An 18,482-nucleotide genomic window follows, 5' to 3' on the forward strand; every position below is an offset into this window, starting at 1 on the left:
ATGCAAAGAGGAAACTTATTATTACCGATCGAGGATACCGGTAATTGTCGCAGAAAAATCTCGATATGAGTTGAGTTGAGTGTATCTCAATCCGAAAACCCCCCACATATTAAGGCAGATTAAACCTGCCATCACGATCTTTGTACTGCTCACGATCATTACCGGAATCGCCTATCCGCTCCTGGTTACCGGACTTGCTATGATATTCTTCCCATGGCAGGCCAACGGGAGTTTATATGATCTTCATAACCATCATACCGGATCAGACCTGATCGGACAGCCATTTACTTCAGAGAAGTATTTCTGGTCACGTCTATCTGCTACTTCACCGTCGTACAATTCGAGCTTGTCATCAGGTTCAAATTATGGTCCGACCAATCCGGCCTATCTGGAAAGGATGACCTCTTCAGTCCAGGATATGCAGGCTAAATCTCTCAATGCTGCCACTCTTATTCCTGTAGATCTCATAACATCTTCAGCGAGTGGACTGGATCCAGATATTAGCGTTGCATCAGCGTATTACCAGATTCAAAGAGTTGCAAAAGCACGTGGTATTGACGCCCGGGAACTTACGGCACTTGTAAATCAGCATATTCAAGGACCTCAGTATGGGATACTTGGTGAGAGCAGGGTCAATGTTCTGGCTTTGAACCAGGCATTGGACTCATATCAGGAGTCCGGAGATCACAGCATCATTTCCTCATCAGAAAAAATTTCTGATAAAACACCAGTCATCTTCGGTATCAGGGGAACAGACTGGATTCAGTTCGCTATCTTTTTTATTCTCCTCTTTGCCCTGGTTGTTCCGGTGGGCAGATACATGGTTGAGATGTACCAGGGTAAATCATCCGGAATATTCCGGATATTCAGAACCACCGAAACCTGGATATTAGCCAAAGCCGGAATCAGACCAGATGATGAGATGGATTACAAAACATTTGCCATCGCCCTGATTATCTTCAACCTTCTGGGTATCATCGTTGTATTCCTTCTTCAGCAGATCCAGCAGTATCTTCCACTAAATCCTCTGAATCTGGGTCCTGTCGCTCCGGATCTTTCTCTCAATACTGCAGTCAGCTTTGCAACCAACACCAACTGGCAGGCATATGCTGGTGAGACAACTCTCAGTTATCTGACACAGATGCTTGGCCTTACCGTTCAGAATTTTATTTCTGCCGCTACCGGAATGGCAGTCCTTGTGGCGTTGATTTATGGATTTTCCCGGAGAGAAGCAGAAACCATCGGAAATTTCTGGGTACTTCTCATAAGAAGTGTATGGATTCTGCTGCCTCTCAGCATCATCCTCTCCCTTATCCTGGTATCACAGGGAACAATTCAGAATTTCAACGCACCGGTTGAGATTCAACTCCTTGATCCTCTTACTGATAATGGTTCAGTCGTTGCTTCGACTCAGGTTATTCCCCAGGGACCTGCAGCATCACAGATTGCTATTAAACTCCTGGGCACTAATGGTGGTGGCTATTTTAATGCAAATTCAGCTCACCCATATGAAAACCCGACCCCTCTGTCAGATATTTTAGAAATTATCGCCCTTCTTCTCATCCCTGCAGGACTATGTTACACCTTTGGAAGCATGATTGGATCGATAAAGAAAGGGATTGCCCTGCTCATCGCTATGGTCATCATCTTCATCCCATTGGTTGGCCTCTGTTACTCTGCAGAACAGAGCACCAATCCATTCTTTTCTCAACTTGGTATCGATCAAACAGCAAGTGCTATTCAACCGGGTGGAAACATGGAAGGAAAAGAAGTACGTTTCGGAGTACTTCACAGTGCCCTCTTTGCCGTTTCCACGACTGCTACCTCATGTGGTGCAGTAAACGCTATGCATGACTCATTCACCCCACTCGGTGGGTTGGTTCCACTCATGATGATCCAGTTCGGAGAGATCGTCTTTGGAGGAGTCGGATCCGGCCTTGGTGTAATGATCGTGTATGTCATCATCGCCATGTTTATCGCCGGGCTGATGGTTGGGAGGACTCCGGAATATCTGGGAAAGAAGATTGAACCACCTGAAATGACTCTGGCAGCTGTTGTCATTCTCATTCCAATCGTGGCCATCCTTGTCGGAACTGCCATCGCAGTTGTGACAACAGCGGGAACGTTTTCAATACTTAATCCAGGTGCTCATGGTTTTACAGAGATTTTATATGCTTTCTCCTCGGCTGTCGGAAATAACGGCAGTGCATTTGGAGGCCTGAGTGCAAACACGTTGTTTTACAACTGTGCTCTTGCTCTTGCCATGATAATAGGAAGATATCCGATGCTCATCCTCCTTCTTGCATTAGCCGGATCATTTGTCCAGAAGAAAACTGTCCCCCCATCAGGAGGAACACTTCAGGATCACCGTCCTCTCTTTATTATCTGGCTCGTATTTGTCATCGTAAGTATTGGAGTTCTCAGTTTCCTTCCAGCCCTGGCACTTGGTCCGATAGCAGAATTTCTTGTTCAGGGAGGGATGATGCATGTCTGAAACTGGTCACCAGAAACGGAATACATCATCATCGCGTGATCTCTATATCAGAGCCATACAGGAGTCGTTTATAAAACTTGACCCCCGTCTCATGGTTAAAAACACAGTCATGTTCGTTGTTGAGATCGGAAGTGCGTTAACGACGATTTTCTGGCTGATGGCTGTTCTAAAGTTAAGTGATGAATCAGCCATATTTATCGGATTGATCTCAATCTGGCTCTGGTTCACGGTTATCTTTGCAAACTTCGCTGAAGCTCTGGCAGAAGGGAGAGGAAAAGCACAAGCCCAGGCATTACGCCAGATGAGGCAGGATACTGCTGCAAAGCGTCTTCCTACTCAATACAAACTCGGGCAGACAACTCCTCCGGAAAATGAGATTATTGATGAGATATCATCAAGCAAACTACACAAAGATGATCTGTTCTTTGTTGCAGCAGGAGATCTCATTCCTGTTGATGGTGAGATTGTCCAGGGTATTGCATCAGTAAATGAGAGTGCAATCACCGGGGAAAGTGCACCGGTAATCAGAGAAGCTGGAGGTGACAGGAGTGCCGTCACAGGTGGCACAACAATTCTTTCAGACTGGCTGATCGTCAGAGTGACAGCAAATCCTGGCGAAGGATTTCTTGACAAGATGATATCCCTGATAGAAGGAGCGAAACGCCAGAAGACACCAAATGAAATTGCTCTCAACATTCTCCTCATCAGTCTGACTGTTATCTTCATCTGTGTCTGTGCAACACTGTATGCATTCTCTTTATACAGTGTCAGGGCTGCCGGAACCGGTACAGTAGTCAGTGCAACAATCCTGATTGCCCTGCTGGTCTGCCTGGCTCCGACAACTATCGGAGGTCTTCTCAGTGCCATCGGAATTGCAGGTATGGACCGGCTCATCAGAAGAAATGTAATCACCACTTCCGGTCGGGCGATTGAAGCTGCCGGAGACGTAGATGTACTGCTTCTCGACAAAACCGGAACGATTACCCTTGGAAACCGTGAAGCGGTAGAACTCATCGCTGTAGATGGAACAGATCTATCTGACCTCGCTGAAATTGCACAACTCGCTTCCCTGGCTGATGAAACACCTGAAGGTCGGAGCATCGTAGTCCTGGTAAAAAACCAGTACGGTCTTCGGGGAAGAACTGTTGGTGCTCATGACGATTCGCCTGAAATGAAATTCATACCCTTCTCAAGTCAGACACGGATGAGCGGGGTTGATATCAATGGTAACGAAATCAGGAAAGGATCTGCTGAAGCCGTGTACGCATACATGAAAGAGAAAGGCAGACCGGTCTCTGACGAACTTATCTCAAAGGTGGATGCGATCTCACGTGCCGGGGGAACACCGCTGGTAGTAACAAAGAATGGAAAAGCACTCGGTGTCATTTATCTGAAAGATATTGTAAAAGGTGGAATAAAGGAGAGATTTGCTCAACTCCGTCATATGGGAATCAAGACAATTATGATAACCGGAGACAACCGGCTCACGGCTGCAACAATTGCTGCCGAGGCAGGAGTCGATGATTTCCTTGCTGAAGCGACACCTGAAAGTAAACTTCACCTCATTCGTGAGTACCAGAACGGAGGACGACTTGTTGCAATGACCGGGGACGGAACCAATGATGCTCCGGCCTTAGCACAGGCAGATGTGGCAGTTGCAATGAATACCGGTACACAGCCGGCTCGTGAAGCTGCCAATATGGTTGACCTTGACAGTAACCCTACCAAACTAATCGAGATTGTGGAGATTGGAAAACAACTCCTTATGACCCGGGGTTCACTGACAACTTTCAGCATTGCCAATGATATCGCGAAATATTTTGCCATAATTCCTGCTGCATTTGTGGGAACGTACCCTGCACTTGCAGCTCTCAATATTATGGACCTTCATCAGGCAATTCTCTCGGCTGTGATCTTTAATGCACTTATCATTGTTGCTCTGATCCCCCTGGCCCTCAGGGGAGTCACCTACAAACCACTTTCAGCAGATGAGGCACTCCGAAATAATATCCTCATCTATGGACTCGGTGGAGTAATTGCTCCGTTTATTGGAATAAAAATTATTGATCTCATTCTGATTCTGGCAGGCATGGGATAACATAATGGATGATGGCAGACCTGATCCAGATCTCCTTCTCTCTCAAATTCAAAAAGAAGAAAAGAAGGAAACAACCGGGAAATTAAAAATTTTTCTTGGTTACGCTGCAGGAGTAGGAAAAACCTACGGAATGCTCAAAGCAGCTCATGACCGCCTTGCTGAGGGTATCGATGTCAGAATCGGGTATGTTGAGACGCATGGGAGATCAGAGACAGATGCTTTACTGGATGGCCTTCCCATCATTGACAGGGTAGCAGTTCAATACAAGTCAACCATCCTGTACGAAATGGATATCGATGCCATTTTAGCATTACATCCCGCTCTTGTTTTAGTTGACGAACTTGCCCATACCAATCCTCCTACTTTCAGACATACAAAACGATACCAGGATGTTGAAGAACTTCTTGCTGCGGGAATTGATGTTTATACCACTCTAAATATTCAACATGTAGAAAGTTTACGGGATGTTGTTGCCAAAATAACCTCAATCGTTGTTCATGAAACTGTTCCGGATCGAATAATAGACCTTGCCGATGAGATAGAACTGATGGATATTCCACCTGCTGAGCTGCAGTCCAGGCTTGCAGAAGGGAAGGTCTATGTCCCAGATATGGCTTCCCGTGCGATAGAACAGTTTTTTAATGAAGGAAATCTTTTTGCACTTCGTGAACTCTCTCTTCGCAAGACCGCAGACCGTGTTGATACCCAGATGTTTGAGTACATGCAGACCCGGTCTATTCCCGGGCCGTGGGCAACCTCAGAACATCTTCTCGTCTCAATCGGACCAAGTCCCCTCTCAGAAAAACTGGTCAGAACCACAAAACGTCAGGCAGATCGTTTGAACACAGACTGGAGAGCAGTATATGTCGAAACACCGATGCATCATCGGTTATCTAATAAGTCCAGGGAACAGATCTGGAAGACTGTAAAACTTGCAGAAAGTCTCGGTGGGAAGACAGAAACGATATTTGGACTTAATATCCCGGATACCCTGATTGAGTATGCTAAAAAGAATAATATTACACGGATAGTCATCGGTAAAACGCTCAGGACACGATGGAAAGAAATCTTATTCGGATCTATCGTGGATCAGATGATCCACAAAAGCGGAGATATCGATGTATATGTAATCAGCAGTGGCGATAGGATCAAAGAAAACATTTCGTACTCCGATGAATCCATCCTTCCGGTAACCTTACCGGGAAAATATCTTGAAAGTCTGGTTCTTGTAAGTATTGTAACCATCTGCGGAGAACTTCTGAAAAATTACATCTCACAGACCAACCTCATCATGTTCTACCTGATGGTTGTTGTTATTGCAGCATTCAGGCGGGGACTTAATCTCGCAATCTTTACATCGATCATCGGTGTTCTGATGTTTGATTTCTTTTTAGTTCCACCATATTATACCTTCAGAGTATCAGATACCCAGTATATTATCACCTTCTTTGGAATGATCCTGGTCGGAATTGTCGTCAGTATTCTTATTTCAAAGGCTCAGGATTATGCAAAATCAGCACATCACAGAGAGGAAGAAAATGCTGCATTATACCGGCTTGCAAAAAACCTGACAGGTGCATCAGATATTAAATCTGTACTCTCTGCTGTAATTCTCAAGATAGAAGAGAACTTTAACTGGCAGGCTGTAATCCTCATGCCCGAATCTAAAACTCTGGTAGTCAAAGGGTCTTCCCATGCATTACACATCACTGATGATGAAATATCTATAGCGCAATGGGCTTTTTCAAAAAATGCCATTGTCGGGTATGACACAGATACTCTTCATGCATCCCGGCTCCGGTTTATCCCAATACGAAGCAGAAAAAAAGTGCTTGGGGTTCTTGGTGTTAAACCCGATGAAGTGGAAGGTGTCATTTCTCCTGATGAAGGAAGAATGCTTGAATTATTCACCGATCTGACTGGACTGGCTATTGAACGGTTTGAAAAAGGATAAACAATATCCCTTCCATTTTTTTATCAGATCAGGAATATTCTGATCTCACATCTCAAGCCGTGTTACAACACCATGAACCCGGTCAGGTGGCAGGCGGTAATACTGGACAAACGATGGTGAAAGCCGCTTGATCACAGCATATATCTTCCAGATAATATTGTTCGTGACGATCTCTTCCATTCCGTAAAAAACCGTGGTCTCTTCTATCCCAACCTGCCTGATAATGGAAAGAAGATGAATGACCTGCATGTACCCATACTCTATAGAAAGAGACCGAAGTCCGGGCCTTATCTCCTTGAGATGCCAGCTCACACCATAGGCCTCTTCTTTTGGCCTGACAGAAATGATGACGTTGTCCTTGTAGATTATCCCATGAATAAACATCGTCCGGGTCATATATGCCGGAATATGATCCATCGACTGGGCGAAAAAGACTGCAGTACCTGGTAATTTTGGATAATGGGTGTACCGGTCCTCAAACTTTTTCATAAATACCCCGTTATCCATCGGGTTGAGACCCCGGTACAAAACCTTCTGCCCTTCGGTAAAGATTACAAAGATAGAGAACGGGATTGCCGCAATAACAAGTGACCAGTATCCTCCTACCGGAATCTTATGCAGAAGTGAGAGGAAGAAGATCAGGTCTACACAGGTTACAAATATTGAGAGGATAACCGGTAAAAACTGGCGTCTGTACAGGAATATGGTACTCATCATCACCCCGGTAATCAGCATCGTTCCGCTGACTGCAATCCCGTATGCAGCCGCAAGCCTTTCTGATGAGCCGAAGATAACGAGCATGAAAATGACAGCAATACATAATCCCCAGTTTACAATGTTGATATAGATCTGAGTTCGCAGTTCTGATGAGGTATAGTCTATTGGAAGTCTTGGAAGGAGATGAGTATTGATAGCCTGGTAAATAACAGAGAAGATTCCGCTTATGACTGCCTGGGATGCAATCACTGTTGCCATCACTGTCAGGAACAGGAACGGAATATACAATATTGCTGCTTCACTTATAATCAACCCAAAAAACGGGTTATCAACCGGGCCGTTTCTGATGAGAAAGGCCCCCTGACCAAGATATACCAGGGTCAAAGCAACAAGAACAATAAGCCATGCCCATCGAATCGGTTCTCTCCCGAGGTGACCCATATCTGCAAACAATGCTTCTCCTCCGGTTGCACAGAGAATTATGAGCGAAAGAGAAAGGAACGCTTTGTCAGGATCCTGCATTATAAACAGGAGTGCATGTGTGGGACTGAGTGCAAGGAGGATCTCTGGTGTCCGGATAATAGATATTAAACCAAAAACAGCAAGAGATACAAACCAGATGATCATGACCGGCCCAAATGTTTTTCCTACTTTATCGGTACCTCGTTTTTGAAACCAGAATAATCCAATCGATATGAGGATGGCAAGCATTACGAGCGTTCCCTCTGATATCCCTGCCCAGCCCGGAATGAGTTTGATACCCTCAACAGCAGAGAGAATACTAATCGCCGGAGTGATGACGCAGTCTCCTATCATCAGAGAGACTCCGGCAAAAGTAATGATCGTAACAGCAAGAATACCAAACTTGCTCTTGACCATTGGCAGAAGAAGTTCCTTGAGCACAATGGTTCCACCTTCACCATTACTGGAGAGACGCATCGCAAGAATAGCATATTGTAATGATACAAGGATAATCAAGGTCCAGAATATCAGGGATATCGTACCAAAGATATGACTTGTCGTTGGCTTTACAACAAGGTAGAGAGAAGCGAGAGTGTATATTGGACTTGTTCCGATATCTCCGAAGACCAGACCGATTGATTTTAATATTGAGGGAAGAGGAGGTGGTTGTATCATATCCACCTCAGTATTTCAATCTATAGAATAAATGGACTCTGGTTTCAGACACTGATTATTACCACATACTTATAATATTACCACAATTCAGGAGTATCATGTCTGAATTCTTATGATCAACTGGATCGCCGAAGTTTTGTCCCACACAACTTCTTTAATCCAAAGATCAGCAATCTGGTTTTTTGATTCCCTTATTCCAAATTTCAGATCAGAAAGTTCAATCATTGCCCCTTCTCTGGCTTTCATGATGCCTGATCGGATCATCTCATAATTATCAGGACTAAACAAGTGTATCCAGAAATCTACAGATCCCGGCTGTGAATCACCGGTAATCAGATCCAATCCTGCCGGATTGATATATCGGACATCTTCACCCGTGATGATTATGATGGAAAGGGGCGAGGATTCCACAATGGCCTGGAACTTATCTTTACTAATCTGAAGAAACGACACCCTTCTTTTATTACTCCAGATAAGAGACGCAAGAACGATGAGGAGCAGACAGAAGAAACTCCGGTTTACCAGAGCATAAAATTCTGACATGTCCCGGGGTGAGAAGAAAAAACTGACTATTATAAAAAGGATGGAAATCCCGGTCACTACAAAGGGGCTATACTGCCATCGAAGATACAGGGTCATGACGAGCGGGATAAAATAGAGTATCCATGTCATCAATCCAAGTGGAGTTGAAATATCAGAATAGAATACAAGGAGCAGGATAATTCCGATGAGTGATATTATCTGAACCGGATTTTCTTCAGGTGAGCGTATGTCAAAAAGTGCAGCCATGATATATCCTTGATCAATGCGGATATATCTCTGGTGGTCTTTCAATCATGAACTCTGAAAAATATTCTGGTGAAAGATGAAATTTTTTACCAAATACGTCATGAATGAGATAATTTTCGGTTTGGATTTTTAAAACTTATCAGGAAGTTCGAAGGATCCAGTGGGAAGAGAATCTTGATCCTTTTGATCAGAAATTTCACGTAAAACTCCGATTATTTGTGTAACATTTCTATTATTATCAGCAATGAGTGAAATACAAACATCTCCATTTATAAGATTACCACTTCGATGTCTGTAGATTGTTGAAATCCTTATATTTCGAGCAGATTCATCACCGCCTTGAAATTTTATTATCTGTTCTTTAATTTTTAGGATATGGGTATCATCTTTAGATAAGTAATTCATAGAATACAATTCATCTAATGTTCGACCTAAGATCTCATTCGGATTATATCCACGCAAATTCAGGATATATGGGCTTATGTATGTTACCTTATGCGTAGTAAGATCGAAAGTCCAGAAGACATCGCCCATATTATTAAAAATAAGTTTGAATTGGGCTTCATTATCGGCAAGTACCTGATTGAGAATCTTTTTATCTGTAATATCTCTTGATATTCCGATGATCTCCACTGCACCGGTCTCTTCATCTCTTGAAGTATGGGAATTAATTTCTGTCCACAAAAAAGTTCCATTTTTTGTGAGGATTTTCAATTCATTCGTATAATATTGTTTACTATCATTTTCAAGATATAACGCATACCGGCGTGAACATTCCGAAATAAAAAAATCTACCATATCAGGTGAAATAATGTCTTCTAACTCCATTTGATAGAGTTCAGATGGAGTCCAGCCAAGTAATTTTGTGACAGACGGACTGATATACCTGAGAGTACGATACACTGGATCCAATATCCAAACAACATCCTTGACCGATTCAGCCAGCAGTTTATAGTGCTGTTCACTTCTTCTTAATTTCTTTAAAATTTCCAGATGCAAGGAAATGTCTCTGCAGACCCCAAGAATCTGTATGATTTCACCGGTAGAGTTTTTTACAAAAGATATTGCAGCTTCAGTCGGAATTACTGTTCCATCAATCCCGGAATAATATATTCGAAGCCGGCAGTAGGATGGATTTCTTCCATCCATGTGAGACCTCATGAAATATGGTAATTTAACTGTTATTCGAAGATACGATTCAGGTGTAATAATCTCCTGGATTTTCTTTTTTATTACAATCTCAGGAGATAATCCAATAAGACGTTTTATCGATGGACTAATATAAGTAAATGAAAATGTAACCGGATCAAGTGTCCATATTACATCCTGGGTATTATCAGCAAGCAAACGGTACAATTTTTCACTTGTACGTATTTTTTCCTCAGTCCTCTTTTGTTCACTGATATCCCTGGTCAAAATAAGCAGACAATCGCGATTTGGAAGATGAATGATACATGCTGAACAGGATACATCAATTAATTCTCCAGATTTTCTCCGTACACGTAATTCATACCGGTGTTCTGCCAACTGACTTTGAATAATTTTCTGAGTTATGATTGTATGGTAGCCAGGAGATTCAAAAAGATCAAGATCAACAGGAGTTTTACCGATAATTTCATGCAATGGGTACCCGATTATCCGGCAGTAGGATGGATTAGCTTCAAGAATTTCACCGGTTTCAATATCTCTCATTACCACTCCGTCAGGAGAGGCACGAAATGCGAAAATATATTTCTCCTGGGCAATTTTAAGTTCTATTTCAGCTCTTTTTTTATCAGTAATATCTGTACAGATTATCGCTATCTGATTCGGAGCCGCAAGAAGAGAAAATCCAAGGAGGGTTATCTCAAACCAGGATCCATTATCATCCTGCAGAGTTACCTTCTCTGATTTTTCATAGGTAAATGAATTGATCGTTTTGATAAAATCACGATGCAATAACAGAGGAAATTTTAGAACCCTGATATCTTTTCCGATACATTCCTGCAAAGAAGTTTTAAAATGACGGGCGGCTGATTCATTGAGATATTGAACTGATAATTGGGGATTGACAATAAAAATAAAATCTGTACTGATATCAATGAGCCCGTATTCAGGTATTTTTTTTACCAACAGATACTTTTTTGCCCTTCCTACATCCAGTTTCCTAACCTTTCCAAGCATTTCCAGTGAATCCATATGGCGGGCAACAGCATGACGGTTAATCCCCGTATGTAAAGCTATAGTTGATATGGATATACAGAAATTTTCCCTATCCAAAACACGAAGAATACTGGTACGTTCTTCTTCTATCTTCTTATCCATGAAACCATTCGGTGATGTGAAGGGTAATTGTTCTTTTTCCTATTTTTCAAGACACAGACCGTGGTGTATAGATAGATAATAGAGGACTGGATAGTATAAATGATAAATTCAAAAAGATTTACAATTATAACCTTATCATTGTAAGATCAAAGAGGATGAGTGAAAAGTCTTATCATCCGGAAATACTCATAAATCCAAATATCCTCATCTCTCAATACACCTCAGTCAATACAGCAGATATTTTTGAGAATTCCCGATCCTTATTCAACCTTGAACTTGGTCATTTCCTCGGAGATATTCTCAACGATACCTACAACTCCATTGATAATACGTCCAACTTCATCGATTGATGCACTAGCCTCTTCTGTTGCAGCAGCAGCATCCCCAGCCTCATGTGAGGTATTTTGTATGAGATTTGATACTTCCTGGATACTGGCTGTCACTTCTTCAACAGATGCAGCCTGTTCTTCTGAAGCCGACGCCACTTCAACAGTATTCCGGTTAATATTCTCGATAGTATCTGCTATTTTATTAAAGGCATTCAGAGTTTGTTCTAATGCTACACTTCCATCCTGAACAGCCTGGTTTGATTTACCCATGGCTTGTGTTGCCAGTTTTGCTTTGGTCTGAAGAGCCGCAATCATATCCTCAATATTTTCTGCAGATCTTCGTGAATCCTGGGCAAGTGATTTCACTTCAGCAGCAACCACAGCAAACCCTCTGCCTGCTTCACCAGCCCGGGCTGCCTCTATTGCTGCATTGAGGGCTAACAGATTAGTCTGGTTTGCAATATCCGATATTAACCTGACAATCTTTCCAATCTCATCCATTTGGGTATTAATCCCAGTAACAATAGTATCAACTTCCCGGGCTGAATGAGTGATATCTTCCATCGCCTTTTCTGACTGATGTGCAAGATTTATCCCGTCTTTTGCCAAACTGTTTGCCTGATCAGATGCAACGGATACTGATTCGGCTTTTTGTGACACAGCACTCACCGTCACATTCAGGTCTTCCATCGCCTTGAGAACCTGTATCATTCCATCTCCACCCTGATCAGCATTCTGACTAACCTTTCCGGTATTTACGGCGATTTGCTGAGCTCCGGTCACTACTTCTGCTACACTTATGTGTGCTTCTTCAGCGTTGTTAGTCAGGTCATTGAGATTTTTATTAATAAGACTGATTACATCACATATGCTCTCTCCAATTTTATTTAGAGCATTTTTAAACTGAATCCAGTCTCCTTTGACATCAAGGGAAGAAGAGAACCTGACAGTGAAATCATAGGATGCATAATTTTCACACACATTAAGGGATTCATTGATAGGCAGAATTATACTCTCAAGAGTTCTGTTTAATCCTTCGACGATCTTCCTGAACTCTCCATGATGCCGCTCAATATTTGCCCGAGTCTTCAGGTTTCCATTAGTAGCATCATTTGCAAGATTATCTGTGTCATGAATGAGATTCTGAAGAGCATTGATGAGGGTAGAAATACTTGAATTGATCTCTTCAAACATCCCTTTTGCTTTCTCTGAATACTTATCAGACTCAGTCATTTTCATATTCAGATCAAAGTTTCCTTCACTTAATCTCACAATATTTTCTGAAAGACGAGCCACCTCTTTTTGTAAGAATTCTATCATCCTGATCTGTTCAGTAAGATCCTGAACAGTCTCAACATAGCCGACTGTTTCTCCACTGGCATTTACAACCGGAGCCGTAGTCTGCTTGTTAGAAGCGCCCATCCAATCAAAGAATGTCTCATTCTTTCCAGTTGTTCTGAGCTGATGAATTCCGCATTCACTAGTTTTACATATGTTGGCATTAGCAATTGAGCAGGGTTTTCCATAAGCAGATTTTCTATCCTGAATGACCCGGTTATTGTGAAGAATCGTTTCAAACGGTTTATTCATATACGTCCAGTTCATATCCATATCAGTGACGTGAATTGGAAGTGGCACAGCATCAAGAATAGATTCATAATATGCAATGAGGTTTCTCTGCTCGGTAAGGTCAGAGAAAATTTCAAGGAACTTGACAACTTCCCCTTTTTTGTCCACTATCGGGATATAGACATATTGAAGATGCCTGATTCCTACAGGAGTATCAGCAATTACTTTTCCAAATACGGGTTTTTTTGTCTGTAAACCCTCACTAATTGTTCCTCCATCCCGCTCAAGAACTTTAAGATCGTTGAGTTTCATCCGGATACTTTCTTCATACGTATATCCCATAATTCTGGAGAAAGCAGGATTGACATTTGTAATTTTTAAATCAGGAGTAACGGTTATGATTGCATGAGGATTTTCATAAATAAAGGTTTCAATCTCCTCAACATATGCAACCTGATCAGATACATCAAGATACATTGCAACAACGGTAATTACAGCATTATTAACGTCTAATACCGGGATGTATGTAAAGTCCAGGGTTTTAACAGCCCATCCGAAATCTACTACCAATCTTCCTTTGGAAGACTTTTTTGAAGAAATAATTTCCTTTAATGTCAGACCTTCACGATTCAGAATATTGAACTCATAAATGTTCATTGTGAGTAATTTTTCTTCAGATATTTTGGATATATTCTGAAAAGCCTTATTCACGTTTAGAATTTTTCCGGATGTGTCCATTGAAAAAATGGATGCAGGATTCTCATCAATTAAAGAATTAGATTCGTTTATTTTTTCAACTAGTTCGGTGAAATCTGCAAGAATATCGTAAATTTTGATTACTTCTCCATCTTGATCGAAGACTGGAAGATAGGAGTAATTCATGTTCTTTATGCCATTTGGAAATTCCACTACGATTTTGCCGGTTACTAACTTTTTCTTTTGGATGGCATCCTGGACCGTCGGTCCATCACGTTGAATTATATTAAAATCCTTTAATTCCCGTCCGATCCAATCTAACGATTTGTATCCGGATATATGAGAAAATGCTTTATTAACATCAGTAATAGTCAAATCCGGGTTCAGAGAGATGATAGCATGTGGGTTTAGAGAAATGAGAGTTTCATTTTCTTCGATCCTTACCTGACCGGTCATATCTGCTATCGTACATATGAGACATTGTTTACCTTCGTACTCAATCTCTGAAAGTGTAACTTTTGCAGTAAATATAACTCCACTCAAAGTTTGATGATCATAATAAAACATACATGAGCCATGTTCATGAGCTTTTTCGATATATCGAATACTTTCAGTAGAAGAATCTTTACCATTTCTTTGTTTTAGCGGAGAAAGAATGGCCGGAGGTTTTCCGATTACATCATTCCTGCTTGCAGCACCAAATATCTGAAGCGTTGCCTTATTGCAATCAATAAACGTTCCATCTGGATCAACTATGAGTGTTGCAACAGGAATCGAATCTATAATTCTCTGAAGCGAGGAACAGTCCTGAGATCCGATAATAGTGTTATTATTAGTAAACATAATACAACCCGAAATTTTCTGCAATCCCACCTATGCAGAATGCATCTATAACGCCAAATTTTAAACCCAGCAAGCGTTACATGGTATGATAAAATGTGAATTGTGTTCACGAAAGAGAAACTAAAATTCTCCTTAGTTCCTCCAAATGTCAACGATTCACGTTTCATGATACAGAGATACTCCTTATACATCAAAGTATATAATCTACGGGCATATAGGCGCCAATAACTTTCACTATTATATGCAGATACAAATGAAATCCGAAACCCGAAGTCAACCTTAAATGCATTGGTTAACACAAAATTGATTTTTTTAAAAGATTTAAGATCAAAAAAATTAAAGCCAGAATTTTAAGATAACCAATCAAGGAAAAATTGCAGTATATCCATCATGCAATCTCATCTTTTATTCATCTGTTTAACCTGCATCTTTTCAAGGAGAGCAATAGCAGTATCTTCCACATGAATGCCACCAATATGTGCAGTATCAGAAAGGATCGCAACTCCAGAACCGAGGGATGGATTCCAGGCAATTTCAGCCTGATGAGAATTCGTCTCTCCAGGTTTCTTCATTATAATAGTTCCATCACGATTATGGAGGATATCCAAAAAAATTCCTTGTTCTAATAGTGGAGGTCCATCTGAAGCTATTGATAGTGGAGTATGAGTTTTAAGGATGGCCTTGGAAAGTGAAGAGTCAAACAAACCAAGTTCAGCTCCAAGAAATAGTGCCATATCATCAGCATCAGAGTGAATACCCCCGGTAGCTGTCCAGAATTCATTAAATCTTATGAGATGAGCCTCATCAGTGGGGTAAGCATATCCCCGGTAACCTGTTACTCTTCTGCTTAAATCATCAGATGACCATGACGATCCTGTACTGGTCATTCCAAGAGGTATGGTTATCGTATCAGCAAGAAGATCTGAATACGCCTTATTCTGAGATTTAGATACAATATCTCCGGCTATTGCACCTCCAAGGTTGGAATAGAGATACTGGTATCCGGGAGGAGCCATGAGTGTACTATTAGAAATCTCCTGATACGTATCATCAGCACTCATTGTCTGAAAATGCTGCATAGATTCTTCAATCTGATCGGCATCTGAATCTGCCGGGTTTACTTCAGAAAATTTTTCCGGTGAACGGGGAAGGCCTGACTGGTGTGTTACAAGATCAATTCCTGTGATTTCAATATCTCCATCACCTGGAAGAAGATGATCATCTGAAAGCCAGGAATTCACAGGTGCAGATAGATTGAAGGTTCCTTTCAAATCTGAATCTGCCATGAGAATTCCGGTCAGTGTCTTGGAGATAGATCCGATTTCAAAAAGTGTTGTATTATCTATTGGTTTTCCAGTTTTTGGATCTGGTGCACCATAAGAGTACCAGACATATCCATTTTGATCTGCAAGTACAACAACAATCCCTTTACTCAGGTTGTAAGTAATGAGAGGAGAGATAAAAGAATCTACTTCCTCTTTGGAAAGAGAAGAAAAATTCCCGGCAGATGATGTCTTCCATTCTTGTGGAGAAGACAGTCCGCTTGTGTGTGTAATAAGAAACAGGATACAAAGAATTGCAGTGCTTACCTTAATATTCATTATACTTTCAACCCTTTTTGGATTGTTTACTCCTCATTTCGCTTATAGATATGGAAGAGGACTAAATAAAGTCCGATAATTATTACATATCACCATTCAATCAAGACATTTTAGGAATAATTCCGATTATTTTCACTTATGTAAAATCAATAAATAATGGAATAAAAGTGAAACTATAATTTACAGCATACGAAACAGAAAACCTATTTATCAGATATCAATCGGTTATAGAGAATTAACATCGATAATCAAGGTTCTACCTAGCGTATACTATTTTAAAGAAAAGCACCTCTGACTAGAATCAAGATGAATATGATAGAAAATTTTTACAGGTTTATTACCTATAAAGCGCTTTTAAAAAAACTGGGACCCATTCACTGTTCAAATACTTCAATCTGATTTCAAAAGGGAAGGATATACCTTCCCGGGGAGTGGTTTCTCATTTATTTCGCATACAAAAAGTGGCATACCATATGAGGATAAAATGTCGCGGAGTGTACCTCGTTCTGCTTCTGTTGGTGCTCATCTAATACCAATATCCCGGAGAGAGATGTAGGTGATATTTTCGATGCTATCATACAGCATGCCAGATTTTCATATACCGCTCAATCATAGACATTGCTATAAGAGAGCAAATGATATCCGATTCTCTTGTATTTAAGAAATAAGCAATCAGCAGGTTGCAGAAAACACCAGACTGGTATTACTATTAACTAAGTTACCCAACATGTGCCACTTGGAATATCCTGCACATAAGATAAATGGAAGTGGAAAGGAATTGTTTCCTTTCTCTGGATTGGATCACAATGTTCTATGATAAAGAATGATTCAGGTTCCCCGTTGGGAACAGCGAATAATCAGACCAGTGAAATGCAATTCATTATGTGGTGGGAAATGGGGAATTCCGGTTGATTATAGTGACACATACGTGGCTGGACCTGTAATGTGGCCTCTTCCTGTTTCTGGTAATCCTGAATCATATAATACTCAGTCATGAGATACTCATGGAAAGAGTACCCTTTGTTTCTCATGTACATATTTAAGATCGAGAAATCCATTTGGTTGATAATACCAACCAACTGATTCAGGATCAAACAATATTGATAGTAGATGCCCAAAACCAAAAAATTGTCGATTAATATGAGAGTACTACAGATTCAACGAAACACTATAGCATACCGATGATATCTGTACAGTATTGAATAAAAAAGAAACGATAATTCTGAAACAACCCTGATAATCAGGTTATGATTCCAGAACGAATTCGTAATGCACGGTCAAAAGCTTCAAGTGCTTCAGGGTATTTTCCCAACTTGCTTAATACAACACCTTTGTTGTTCCATGCACTTGTGTACTCAGGATCAATCTGGAGGGCTTGATCATATGCTTTAATGGCTTCATCATACTTTCCCAGACGACTCAGAGTCACTCCTTTGTTATTCCACACAATACCCTTTTTTTCCTGCGGTTTTACTAATTTATCTGATGACTTTGTAGCTAAAAAAACCCCTTGGACTCCTGGTTTTTTAGAGTTGTCCATAGGATCTTCAATGACAGGATCTACTCCTGAATGTATGACTGGAATACCAACACTGACAGCAGATTCGTTTGTTGGCTCCTCACTTTCAGAGATCCTGTCAGTATGAACATCATCAATAGGAACATCGTCTGGTTCCTGAACTTCAGGAGTTGATTTAGAAGAAGATTCTAATGATTTACTAAAAATCTCTTTAGCTTCTTCTTCTGCTGGATCCAGATCATCTAATGCTTTAATCTCATACAATGAATTAAAATCCTCAAAATCATCATCTGGATTATTGATGTGAGTGATGTTTGATCGATTGAATAGAAATCCCATATCTTACATAAAATGCCGATTCTTGTTATAAGCGAACAGCTGACATAATGATTCTAATATCCAATAGGATTGGTTCACCATTCAATAGAGGAA

General features: G+C 41.0%; 10 protein-coding genes. 4 read left to right on the plus strand and 6 right to left on the minus strand.

Annotation, left to right across the window (positions count from 1 at the left end; translation table 11 throughout):
- Positions 1-79 precede the first annotated feature (79 nt).
- From kdpA to DK846_RS04215, 3 genes are read left to right on the plus strand one after another with little or no spacing between them, the layout of a single operon-like run.
- Positions 80-2,494, plus strand: coding sequence for a potassium-transporting ATPase subunit KdpA (gene kdpA / locus DK846_RS04205; protein ID WP_109967638.1), 2,415 nt, complete (start codon positions 80-82; stop codon positions 2,492-2,494).
- Complete coding sequence (gene kdpB, locus DK846_RS04210; protein WP_109967639.1) at positions 2,487-4,592, plus strand: potassium-transporting ATPase subunit KdpB; 2,106 nt, start codon at positions 2,487-2,489, stop codon at positions 4,590-4,592. The genes kdpA and kdpB overlap by 8 nt, the downstream gene beginning before the upstream one ends.
- A gap of 4 nt (positions 4,593-4,596) precedes the next feature.
- Positions 4,597-6,546, plus strand: coding sequence for a DUF4118 domain-containing protein (locus tag DK846_RS04215; protein ID WP_109967640.1), 1,950 nt, complete (start codon positions 4,597-4,599; stop codon positions 6,544-6,546).
- Positions 6,547-6,591: 45 nt separating this feature from the next.
- Here the strand turns inward: DK846_RS04215 and DK846_RS04220 are convergent, their stop codons facing one another.
- From DK846_RS04220 to DK846_RS04240, 5 genes are all read right to left on the minus strand, one after another.
- Entirely contained in the window at positions 6,592-8,400 is a 1,809-nt protein-coding gene (locus DK846_RS04220) for a KUP/HAK/KT family potassium transporter (protein ID WP_109967641.1), read from the minus strand.
- Positions 8,401-8,496: 96 nt separating this feature from the next.
- Positions 8,497-9,189, minus strand: a complete 693-nt coding sequence (locus DK846_RS04225) for a hypothetical protein (protein WP_146201119.1) — start codon at positions 9,187-9,189, stop codon at positions 8,497-8,499.
- A 129-nt stretch (positions 9,190-9,318) separates the two neighbouring features.
- Positions 9,319-11,493: a PAS domain S-box protein gene (locus DK846_RS04230; protein WP_109967643.1), complete on the minus strand. Its 2,175-nt coding sequence runs from the start codon at positions 11,491-11,493 to the stop codon at positions 9,319-9,321.
- A 260-nt stretch (positions 11,494-11,753) separates the two neighbouring features.
- Positions 11,754-14,930, minus strand: coding sequence for a methyl-accepting chemotaxis protein (locus DK846_RS04235; RefSeq protein WP_109967644.1), 3,177 nt, complete (start codon positions 14,928-14,930; stop codon positions 11,754-11,756).
- 398 nt (positions 14,931-15,328) lie between these two features.
- The gene (locus tag DK846_RS04240; RefSeq protein ID WP_109967645.1) at positions 15,329-16,531 is read right to left on the minus strand and encodes a serine hydrolase domain-containing protein; all 1,203 of its coding nucleotides are present in this window, start codon (positions 16,529-16,531) and stop codon (positions 15,329-15,331) included.
- 823 nt (positions 16,532-17,354) lie between these two features.
- On the opposite strand from DK846_RS04240, the gene DK846_RS17550 reads away from it, so the two are divergent.
- On the plus strand, positions 17,355-17,528 hold the full coding sequence (locus tag DK846_RS17550; protein WP_181391618.1) for a hypothetical protein: 174 nt from the start codon (positions 17,355-17,357) through the stop codon (positions 17,526-17,528).
- 243 nt (positions 17,529-17,771) lie between these two features.
- Here the strand turns inward: DK846_RS17550 and DK846_RS04245 are convergent, their stop codons facing one another.
- Positions 17,772-18,389 carry a tetratricopeptide repeat protein gene (locus tag DK846_RS04245; RefSeq protein ID WP_109967646.1) on the minus strand — a complete coding sequence of 206 codons (618 nt, stop codon included), beginning with the start codon at positions 18,387-18,389 and terminating at the stop codon, positions 17,772-17,774.
- Positions 18,390-18,482 lie beyond the last annotated feature (93 nt).

The sequence above is a fragment of the Methanospirillum lacunae genome (assembly GCF_003173355.1).
GTDB lineage: Archaea > Halobacteriota > Methanomicrobia > Methanomicrobiales > Methanospirillaceae > Methanospirillum > Methanospirillum lacunae.

What these genes read in the sequence shown, in the direction of transcription:
- kdpB (WP_109967639.1), top strand. Translation starts at nt 2,487, where the DNA reads ATGTCTGAAACTGGTCACCAGAAACGGAATACATCATCATCGCGTGAT.
- DK846_RS04215 (WP_109967640.1), top strand. Translation starts at nt 4,597, where the DNA reads ATGGATGATGGCAGACCTGATCCAGATCTCCTTCTCTCTCAAATTCAA.
- DK846_RS04220 (WP_109967641.1), bottom strand. Translation starts at nt 8,400, where the DNA reads ATGATACAACCACCTCCTCTTCCCTCAATATTAAAATCAATCGGTCTG.
- DK846_RS04225 (WP_146201119.1), bottom strand. Translation starts at nt 9,189, where the DNA reads ATGGCTGCACTTTTTGACATACGCTCACCTGAAGAAAATCCGGTTCAG.
- DK846_RS04230 (WP_109967643.1), bottom strand. Translation starts at nt 11,493, where the DNA reads ATGGATAAGAAGATAGAAGAAGAACGTACCAGTATTCTTCGTGTTTTG.
- DK846_RS04235 (WP_109967644.1), bottom strand. Translation starts at nt 14,930, where the DNA reads ATGTTTACTAATAATAACACTATTATCGGATCTCAGGACTGTTCCTCG.
- DK846_RS04240 (WP_109967645.1), bottom strand. Translation starts at nt 16,531, where the DNA reads ATGAATATTAAGGTAAGCACTGCAATTCTTTGTATCCTGTTTCTTATT.
- DK846_RS17550 (WP_181391618.1), top strand. Translation starts at nt 17,355, where the DNA reads ATGATTCAGGTTCCCCGTTGGGAACAGCGAATAATCAGACCAGTGAAA.
- DK846_RS04245 (WP_109967646.1), bottom strand. Translation starts at nt 18,389, where the DNA reads ATGGGATTTCTATTCAATCGATCAAACATCACTCACATCAATAATCCA.